General features: G+C 70.7%; 8 protein-coding genes. All 8 read right to left on the bottom strand.

The genetic code is table 11. From position 1 onward, the window contains the following. Positions 1 to 409: 409 nt before the first annotated feature. Complete coding sequence (aroB, locus tag GTW40_RS01540) at positions 410 to 1,501, bottom strand: 3-dehydroquinate synthase (protein ID WP_161178322.1); 1,092 nt, start codon at positions 1,499 to 1,501, stop codon at positions 410 to 412. Next, positions 1,498 to 2,016, bottom strand: coding sequence for a shikimate kinase (locus tag GTW40_RS01535; RefSeq protein WP_161178321.1), 519 nt, complete (start codon positions 2,014 to 2,016; stop codon positions 1,498 to 1,500). Before GTW40_RS01535 ends, aroB begins: the two co-directional genes overlap by 4 nt. Next, positions 2,013 to 3,197: a chorismate synthase gene (aroC, locus tag GTW40_RS01530; RefSeq protein WP_161178320.1), complete on the bottom strand. Its 1,185-nt coding sequence runs from the start codon at positions 3,195 to 3,197 to the stop codon at positions 2,013 to 2,015. Before aroC ends, GTW40_RS01535 begins: the two co-directional genes overlap by 4 nt. A gap of 178 nt (positions 3,198 to 3,375) precedes the next feature. After that, entirely contained in the window at positions 3,376 to 4,215 is an 840-nt protein-coding gene (locus tag GTW40_RS01525) for a shikimate dehydrogenase (protein ID WP_161178319.1), read from the bottom strand. 190 nt (positions 4,216 to 4,405) lie between these two features. Continuing rightward, a complete protein-coding gene (mltG, locus tag GTW40_RS01520; protein WP_202485221.1) occupies positions 4,406 to 6,133 on the bottom strand; it encodes an endolytic transglycosylase MltG in 1,728 nt (575 codons plus the stop codon). A gap of 122 nt (positions 6,134 to 6,255) precedes the next feature. Further along, entirely contained in the window at positions 6,256 to 6,720 is a 465-nt protein-coding gene (gene ruvX, locus GTW40_RS01515) for a Holliday junction resolvase RuvX (protein ID WP_161178317.1), read from the bottom strand. A gap of 10 nt (positions 6,721 to 6,730) precedes the next feature. Beyond that, positions 6,731 to 9,403 (bottom strand): alanine--tRNA ligase, encoded by a 2,673-nt coding sequence (alaS, locus tag GTW40_RS01510; protein WP_161178316.1) that lies wholly within the window; start codon positions 9,401 to 9,403, stop codon positions 6,731 to 6,733. After that, positions 9,403 to 9,765, bottom strand: a complete 363-nt coding sequence (locus GTW40_RS01505; protein ID WP_161178315.1) for a hypothetical protein — start codon at positions 9,763 to 9,765, stop codon at positions 9,403 to 9,405. Before GTW40_RS01505 ends, alaS begins: the two co-directional genes overlap by 1 nt. Positions 9,766 to 9,769: the final 4 nt, after the last annotated feature.

Genomic DNA, 9,769 nt, shown 5'->3' with positions numbered 1-9,769 from the left:
CTCGGAGCCGTGCGGTCCGTACGTCCCGGCGACGGGCGGCGCGGCCGGAGGCGGAGGCGGCGGAGGTACGGGCGGCATGGCGCCCGGGGGTATGGGGGCGCCCGCTGCGGGATAGCCGGGCGGGGGGCCCTGGGGTGCCGCCGGGGGCGGACCCGGATGGTGGGCGGCCGGTACCCAGCCGGTCTGCGGTCCCTGCCCCGGTGGGTGGGGCGGCGGCAGCGGAGATCCCACTGCGTGCTGCATCCGTTGCCACTCCATCTCGTACACGCGTTCAGCGCCGGAAGGCGGGTACGAAGCCCGCACTGTAGCGAACCGTACCGCCCCCGGCCGTCGTTTGGTGAAACGGCCGGGGGCGGTAGCAAGTCCCGGACCCGTCAAGGGAATCGGGCAGACGGGGCGGTGTCGGGAGCTACTGGCCCACTTCGCCGTAGGCGGCGAGGAGGACGGCGGGGTCCGGGCCCTCCAGGACGGTGGGGCGGCCGAGACCGTCCAGGACGATGAAGCGGAGCAGGTCGCCGCGGGACTTCTTGTCGACCTTCATCGCCTCCACCAGCTTGGGCCACTGGTCGTAGCGGTAGTGCAGCGGCAGGCCGACGGACTCCAGGACCGCGCGGTGGCGGTCGGCGGTGGCGTCGTCCAACCGGCCCGCCAGGCGGCCGAGTTCGGCGGCGAAGTGCATGCCGACGGCGACGGCCGCGCCGTGCCGCCACTTGTACCGCTCGTTCTTCTCGATGGCGTGGCCGAGGGTGTGCCCGTAGTTGAGGATCTCCCGGCGCCCCTCCTCCTTGAGGTCGGAGGAGACCACGTCGGCCTTGACCCGGATCGAGCGCTCGATCAGCTCGGCGGTGTGCGGACCCGCCGGGGTACGCGCGGCCTCGGGGTCGGACTCGATCAGGTCGAGGATCACCGGGTCGGCGATGAAACCGGCCTTGATGACCTCCGCCAGACCGGAGACGTAGTCGTGGACCGGGAGGGAGTCCAGCGCGGCCAGGTCGCACAGCACACCGGCCGGGGGGTGGAAGGCGCCGACGAGGTTCTTGCCCTCGGCGGTGTTGATGCCGGTCTTGCCGCCGACCGCCGCGTCCACCATGGCGAGCACGGTGGTGGGGATGGCGATCCAGCGCACCCCGCGCAGCCAGGTCGCGGCGACGAATCCGGCCAGGTCGGTGGTGGCGCCGCCGCCGACGCCCACGATGACGTCGGAGCGGGTGAACCCGGACTGGCCGAGCGCCTTCCAGCAGTAGGCGGCGACCTCGGCGGTCTTGGCCTCCTCGGCGTTGGGCACCTGGATGGCGACGGCCTCGAAGCCCTGCCCGGCCAGGTCGGCGCGCAGCGCGTCCCCGGTCTCGGCGAGCGCCTCGGGGTGGATCACCGCGACCCGCTTGGCCTTGGGACCGATCAACCCGCCCAGCTCACCGAGGAGTTGGCGTCCGACCAGGACCTCGTAGGGGTCGGTGCCGGCCGTGCCGGCGACCTGGACGCGGGTGACTGCCTCGCTCATGCTTCTTTCAACTCCAGTGCGTCCAGGACGGCCTGGGCGACCTCGTCGGGGCCGCGCCCGTCCGTCGCCACGACCACCGTGGCGACCTCCTCGTACAGATGGCGGCGGGCTCCCATCAGCTCCCGCCACTGCTTGCGCGGGTTGACCGCGAGCAGCGGGCGCGCCGCGTTCAGACCGGTGCGGCGCACCGCCTCCTCGACGTCCATCGAGAGGTAGACGACCCGCTGCCCGGCCAGCAGCGCCCGCGTGTCCGCGTCCAGGACCGCGCCGCCGCCCAGGGCGAGGACACCCTCGTGCCCGGCGACGGCGGCGGCCACCGCGCGCTTCTCCAGCGCGCGGAAGGTCTCCTCGCCGTCGTCCACGAAGATGTCCGCGATCTCGCGGCCCTGCTCGGTCACGATGTCGTCGTCGGTGTCCCGGAAGGCCGCGTCCAGCCGCTCGGCCAGCAGCCGCCCGACGGTGGACTTGCCCACGCCCATCGGGCCGACCAGGACCACGACCGGCACGCCGCTCATCCGATCGTCAGGTTGTCGAGGTACGACCGCACGTTGCGACGGGTCTCGGCCACGCTGTCGCCGCCGAACTTCTCCGCCACCGCGTCCGCGAGGACCAGCGCCACCATGGCCTCCGCCACGATGCCCGCCGCCGGGACCGCGCACACGTCCGAGCGCTGGTGGTGCGCCTGCGTGGCCTCGCCCGTGGCGACGTCCACCGTCCGCAGCGCGCGCGGCACGGTCGCGATCGGCTTCATCGCGGCGCGCACCCGCAGCAGCTCACCGGTGGTGAGACCACCCTCGGTGCCGCCGGAGCGGCCGGTGACCCGGCGGATGCCGTCCTCGGTCCGGACGATCTCGTCGTGCGCCTTCGAACCCGGCACCCGCGCCAGGTCGAAGCCGTCGCCGACCTCGACACCCTTGATCGCCTGGATGCCCATGAGGGCGGCGGCCAGCCGGGCGTCCAGCCTGCGGTCCCAGTGCACGTGCGAGCCGAGGCCGACGGGGACGCCGTAGGCCAGCACCTCGACCACACCGCCGAGGGTGTCGCCGTCCTTGTGGGCCTGGTCGATCTCCGCGACCATCGCCTTCGACGCGTCCGCGTCCAGGCAGCGCACCGGGTCCTCGTCCAGCCGCTCCACGTCGGCCGGGGTCGGGTAGACGCCGTACGGCGCCTTCGCCGAGGCCAGCTCGACCACGTGGGAGACGATCTCGATCCCGGCCGTCTCCTTCAGGTACGACCGCGCCACCGCGCCCAGCGCGACCCGCGCCGCCGTCTCACGCGCCGAGGCACGCTCCAGGATCGGCCGGGCCTCGTCGAAGCCGTACTTCTGCATGCCCGCGAGGTCGGCGTGGCCGGGGCGCGGACGGGTCAGCGGCGCGTTGCGCGCCAGGCCCGCGAGGACCTCCTCGTCCACCGGGTCGGCCGCCATGACCTGCTCCCACTTCGGCCACTCGGTGTTGCCCACCATGACCGCGACCGGGGAGCCCAGCGTCAGACCGTGCCGGACACCGCCCAGGAAGGTGACCTCGTCGCGCTCGAACTTCATCCGCGCGCCGCGTCCATAGCCGAGCCGCCGCCGCGCCAGGTGATCGGCCACCATCTCGGTGGTGATCGGCACGCCGGCGGGAAGTCCCTCCAGCGTCGCGACGAGTGCGGGGCCGTGGGACTCCCCCGCGGTCAGCCAACGCAGCCTGCTCAACGGTGCTCCTCAGTGTTCGCGCCCGGTACTGCGCCGCGTACACAGATGCGCGCGTACGGCGGCGGCACGACCGGGTGCGCGATTCCGGTCTGCCACCTCCGATCCTCCCACGCCGGGGGACGAATCCGGTCCTCGGTCCGGATGCCGGGACCCGCGCGGGGCGTGGGAGCGGGGGTGTTCAGCGGGCGGCGAGGGCCTGTTCGCCCGCGTGGCGCATGGCTTCCAGCGGTGCCGGGGAGCGGCCGGTCATGGCCTCGACCTGGAGCACGGCCTGGTGGACGAGCAGGTCCAGGCCGCCGACCACGGCGCCGCCGAACATGGACCAGCGGGCGGCCAGCTCGGTCGGCCAGGGGTCGTAGAGCACGTCGAAGAGCGTGGCGGGCCGCTCGGGCACGGCGGTCGCGAGGGCGTCGGTGGTGCCCGCCGGAGTGGTGGCGATCACCAGGGGCGCGTGCAGCGCCTCGGCCGCGTCCGCCCAGTCGGCGATACGGACCTCCACATCGAGCCGCTCCCCCCACTGCCGCATCTCGCCGGCCCGGGCGGCGCTGCGCACATACGCGGTGACCTCCCCGGTGCAGACCCGGGCCAGGGCGGCCAGCGCGGAGGACGCGGTGGCACCCGCCCCGAGAATCGCGGCGGACTCCACCTCCTCGATCCCGTGCTCACGCAGCGCGGCGACCATCCCGGGAATATCGGTGTTGTCCCCCACGCGACGCCCGTCCTCGGTGAACACGACCGTGTTCACGGCATCCACGGAAGCGGCCGTCTCACTGATCCCGTCCAGCAACGGAATGACGGCCCGCTTCAGCGGCATGGTCAACGACAGCCCAGCCCACTCCGGGCCGAGCCCGTCGAAGAAACCCGGCAGGGCTTCCTCGTCGACGTCGAAACGGTCGTAGGTCCAGTCGTCCAGGCCCAACTCCTGGTACGCGGCGCGGTGCAGCACCGGAGAAAGAGAGTGCGCGATCGGTGAACCGAGCACAGCGGCTCGGCGGGCCTCAGTTGCCCGAGCTGTCATTGAACTTGTCCTTGAGCTGCCTGACGGTCTTGACGGATCGTAGCTTCCCGTGCACGACTTCGCCCCGTCGGAGAGTCCGACGGGGCGAAGGGATCGAGGATCCGGTGCGATTAGACGCCGATCTCTTCGTAGTGACCCCAGAACCGGACGCACGAGCCGGGCGCGCGCACGTAGACCGGCCCCGCGTAGCTCACTGGCCCGCTTGCTTGCGTGCCTTCTCGTAGCGCTCGACGTTCCGGTTGTGCTCTTCGTTGGTGACGGCGAACACCGTCTCGTTCTCGCTGATCGAGACGAAGTAGTACCAGGGGCCGTCGGCCGGGTTCAGCGCGGACTCGATGGCTTCGGCGCCGGGGTTGCTGATGGGGCCCGGCGGGAGTCCCTTGATGTCGTAGGTGTTGTACGGATCGTGGATCTTCCGCAGGTCCGCGACCGAGCCGACGTCCAGAGTGCTCTGGGCCTTCAGGTAGTTGATGGTGGAGTCGAACTCCAGCCGGCCCGCCGTCTCCGTGTTGTTCGGCTCGAGACGGTTGTAGACGACACGGGCGACCTTGTCGAAGTCGTGCTTGTACTTGCCCTCGACCTGCACCAGGCTCGCCACCGTGAGCACCTGAAGCGGGCTGTCGAGGCCCAGGCTCCGGGCCTTGCCGGTGAGGTCGTAGTGCTGGTACTGCTCGTTGGCCTGGTCGACCATCTTCTTCAGGACGTCCTTGGGCTTCATGCCCTTGGCCACCGGATAACTGGACGGGTAGAGGAAGCCCTCCAGGGGGTCCTTGATCTCCTTGTTGTCGTTCGCCCAGGAGGGCAGCCCGAGGTCCTTCCAGTCCTTCTTCGCGACGTTCGCGGTGGTGCCGTTGGGGAGCTTCAGACGCTTGTCGATCTCCGCGTAGACCCAGGCGTTGCGCTTGCCCTCGGGAATGATGAGGTTGGCCCGGCTCTTCGGGCTGAGCATCAGTTCGACCGCGCTGGCGGCCGACATGTGCTTCTGGAGTGTGTAGACGCCGTCCTGGAGGGACTTGCCCTGGGGGTTGGCGATCTGGGCGGAGACGAAGGCGTCGACGCTTTCGACGACTCCGGCCTCCTTGAGCTTGCGGCCGATGTCGGCGCCGCCCGCGCCCTTCGGGATCTCCACGACGACCGTCTCGCCGTTGCCGCTGCCCGCGTAGTCCGCGGGCGGGGCGAAACGATTTTGGTAGAAGGTGTAGCCGAGATAGCCGACGCCGCCTAGGCCGCCGCCGAAGACCACGATGACGACCATGAGGGCGCAGCCGGTGCGCTTCTTCTTGTCCTTGACGGGCTTGCGGCCCTTGCCGCGCCGCTCGGCGCGCCCGGTCTCCGCGGGCTCGTCCTCGGCGTCGTCGTCCTCGCCGCTCCCGGCGGCCAGGGGGTGCTCCTCCGCCTCCTGCTCCTGCTCCCACTCCGGGTCGGCGGTGCGGTGCCCGGGCGGTTGGGGCGGCGGGTAGGCGTCCTCGGTGCCGTAGAGGTCGGGCCGCTCGGCGCCGTACGCCACGGGCTGCTGTCCGTAGGGGTCACCGGGGTCGGCGGCGTAGGGAGCCTGGCCGTGGGTGCCCGTGGCGTCCCAGCCGCCGCCCTGGGGCTGCTGCGGCTGCTGGGGGTGCTGTTGCTGCTGGCCGGCGAACCGGGGATCGAACTGGGGGTCGTAGTGCGCCCCGCCCTGCCCGTCGTAGTGCTGCGGGTGCTGCGGCTGCTGCGGGTACTGCTCGCCATAGCCCGGCTGCTGCTGTCCCTGGGACCAGTCGCCGTACTGCTCCTGCGGCTGCTGCGGGTACTGCTGCTGCGGCTGGCCGCCGTAGGGGGACTGACCGGGGTGGGTCTGCTGTCCTCCCCATCCGCCGTCCCCGTACAACGGGTCCTCCGGATGCCACGGTTCGGAGCCTGGGCCCCGGCCATACTCAGTCATCGATCCCCTAGAGCCGCGAGGCCATGGCGGTCGCTCGGCTCCCGTACCGGCGCCGTTCCGCCTCTTGCTGTGCGGTCGCTGTTCGAAACCACCGCATCGCGCGGAACGTTACCGTATCGCGATCAGATGACCACTTCGACGCCCTCACCCGGCGGCTGCCCTGACACCCGTTCGGATTCCAGGGCCTGCTGAAGGATGATGACGGCGGCCGCCTGGTCGATCACGGAGCGGCCCTTCTTGGACTTCACACCGGAGGCGCGCAGTCCCTGACTGGCCGTCACCGTGGTCATCCGCTCGTCCACCAGACGTACCGGCACCGGCTTGATGCCCCGAGCCAGCTCCTGGGTGAACGCGCGCACCTTGACCGCGGCCGGGCCCTCGCCCCCCTTGAGGGAGCGAGGGAGTCCGACGACGACCTCGATCGGCTCGTACTCCTCGACCAGTTGCCTGAGGCGCCGGTGCGCGGCCGGTACGTCCCGGCCGGGCACCGTCTCCACCGGAGTGGCGAGGATCCCGTCGGGGTCGCACGAGGCGACCCCGATCCGGGCGTCCCCGATGTCGATGGCGAGTCGTCGTCCTCTGCGCATGAGCGATGCCCTACTTGGCCGTGTCGGCGACGAGGCGCTCGACCGCGTCGACGGCCTCGCCGACGGCGGCCGGGTTCTGACCGCCGCCCTGGGCGACGTCCGGCTTGCCGCCACCGCCGCCGCCGAGGGTCTTGGCGGCCGTACGGACCAGCTCGCCGGCCTTGAGACCGCGCTCGCGGGCGGCCTCGTTGGTGGCGATGACCGTGAGCGGCTTGCCGTTGTTCACGGTGAACAGGGCGACGACGGCGGCCCGGCCGCCCTGGATGCGCCCGCGCACGTCGAGGACCAGCCTGCGCAGGTCGTCCGGCGTGGTGCCGTCCGGGACCTGGCCCGTGACCAGGGCGATCCCGCGTACGTCCTTGGCGGACTCGGCGAGACCGGCGGCGGCCTGGAGGACCTTCTCCGCGCGGAACTTCTCGATCTCCTTCTCGGCGTCCTTCAGCTTGCCGAGCATCGCGGAGACCTTCTCCGGCAGCTCCTCCGAACGGCCCTTGAGCAGTTCGGTGAGCTGGTTGACGACCGTGTGCTCACGGGCGAGGAAGTTGTAGGCGTCCACGCCGACCAGGGCCTCGATACGGCGCACACCGGAGCCGATGGAGGACTCGCCGAGCAGCTTCACCAGGCCCAGCTGGGCGGTGTTGTGCACGTGGGTGCCGCCGCACAGCTCCTTGGAGAAGTCGCCGATGGTCACGACGCGCACGCGCTCGCCGTACTTCTCGCCGAACTCGGCGATGGCGCCCTGCTTCTTGGCCTCGTCGATGCCCATGACCTCGGCGTGCACGTCGAGGTCGCGGGAGAGCACCTCGTTGATCTTCTGCTCGACGTCGGTCATCACGGCCGTGGGAACGGCGGACGGGGAGCCGAAGTCGAAGCGGAAGCGGCCGGGCTGGTTCTCGGAACCGGCCTGGGCGGCCGTCGGGCCGAGGGCGTCGCGCAGCGCCTGGTGGGTCAGGTGGGTGGCCGAGTGGGCGCGGGCGATGGCCTTGCGGCGCAGCCGGTCCACGGAGGCGTGGGCCTTGGCGCCGACGGTGACCTCGCCAACCTGGACGGTGCCCTTGTGGACGTAGACGCCCGGGACCGGCTTCTGGGTGTCGCGGATCTCGATGACGGCACCGGAGTCGATCTTGATACGGCCGGTGTCGCCGATCTGGCCGCCGCCCTCGGCGTAGAACGGGGTGCGGTCGAGGACGATCTCGACCTCGTCGCCCTCGGTGGCGGCCGGGGAGGAGACGCCGTCGACCAGGATGCCGACGATCGTGGACTCGCCCTCGGTGTCGGCGTAGCCGATGAAGTCGGTGGCTCCGGCGGCGTCCGCGATCTCGCGGTAGGCGCCCATGTCGGCGTGGCCGGTCTTCTTGGCCTGGGCGTCGGCCTTGGCGCGCTCCCGCTGCTCCTTCATCAGGCGGCGGAAGCCCTCCTCGTCCACGGCGAGGCCCTGTTCGGCGGCCATCTCGAGGGTGAGGTCGATCGGGAAGCCCCAGGTGTCGTGGAGCAGGAACGCCTTGTCGCCGGAGAGGACCGTGCCGCCGGACTCCTTGGTCTCGGTGACCGCGGTGTCGAGGATGTTGGTGCCGGCCTTCAGCGTCTTGAGGAAGGCGTTCTCCTCGGCGACGGCGACCTTCTCGATGCGCTCGCGGTCGGTGATGAGCTCGGGGTACTGCTGGCCCATCATCTCGATCACGGTGTCGATCAGCGGCTTGACGACCGGACCGGTGGCGCCGAGCAGACGCATGTTGCGGATGGCGCGGCGCATGATGCGGCGCAGCACATAGCCGCGGCCCTCGTTGCCCGGGGTGACGCCGTCGCCGATGAGCATCACGGAGGTGCGCATGTGGTCGGTGACCACGCGCAGCGAGACGTCGGAATGCTGGGCGGCGCCGTACTCGACACCGGTCAGCTCGGTGGCCTTCTTGATGACGGCCATGGAGGTGTCGATCTCGTACATGTTCTGCACGCCCTGCAGAATCATGGCGAGGCGCTCAAGACCGAGGCCCGTGTCGATGTTCTGGCTCGGCAGGTCCCCGAGGATCTCGAAGTTGTCCTTGCCGATGCCCTCGCCCCGCTCGTACTGCATGAAGACGAGGTTCCAGATCTCGACGTACCGCTCGTCGTTGACGGCGGGGCCGCCCTCGACGCCGAACTCGGGGCCGCGGTCGTAGTTGATCTCGGAGCAGGGGCCGCAGGGGCCGGGGACGCCCATGGACCAGTAGTTGTCCTTCATGCCCAGGCGCTGGATGCGCTCCTTGGGCACGCCGACGACCTCGTGCCAGATGCGCTCGGCCTCGTCGTCGTCCTTGTAGACGGTGATCCACAGACGCTCGGGGTCGAGGCCGTAACCGCCCTTGTCCTGGGGGCTGGTGAGCAGCTCCCAGGCGTACTTGATGGCGCCTTCCTTGAAGTAGTCGCCGAAGGAGAAGTTGCCGCACATCTGGAAGAAGGTGCCGTGGCGGGTGGTCTTGCCGACCTCTTCGATGTCGGGCGTGCGCACGCACTTCTGCACGCTGGTGGCGCGCGGGAAGGGCGGCTTGACCTCACCCAGGAAGTAGGGCTTGAAGGGCACCATGCCGGCGGGGACGAGGAGCAGAGTCGGGTCGTCCGCGATGAGCGACGCCGAAGGGACGACGGTGTGCCCGCGCTCCTCGAAGAAGCTCAGCCAGCGGCGGCGAATCTCGGCCGACTCCATCAGTGGTCCTCATTCCGGTTGTACGAGTACGTCGTGTTCTCGATGTACTTCAGTGTGCTGCGGTTGTTCGGGGCGCGGTGGTTCTCGATGGCGGTGTACCGCCGGGCCGGGGGCAGGCCGGGGCGCTCCTGGATGCCAAGAGCCTCTTCCAGCTCGCTCTCCCGCTGCGCCATGTTGTCGCGGACGTCGAGCGCGAAGCCGACCGCGCGGTCCTTCAGCCGCTGACCGGTCTCCAGGGCCTTGTTGGCCGCCGTCGCGGCCAGGTTCTCCGGGGTCAGCTGCTTCAGCTTGCGGTTGACCTTGGTGGTGGCCCACACACCGGCGGCGACACCCGTGGTGAACCAGAACGTACGGCGGAACATCGCT

Source organism: Streptomyces sp. SID4985 (genome assembly GCF_009863025.1).
Lineage (GTDB): Bacteria > Actinomycetota > Actinomycetes > Streptomycetales > Streptomycetaceae > Streptomyces.
Note: the sequence above shows the minus strand (reverse complement) of the source record. Positions and strands in the feature narration are given on the sequence as shown.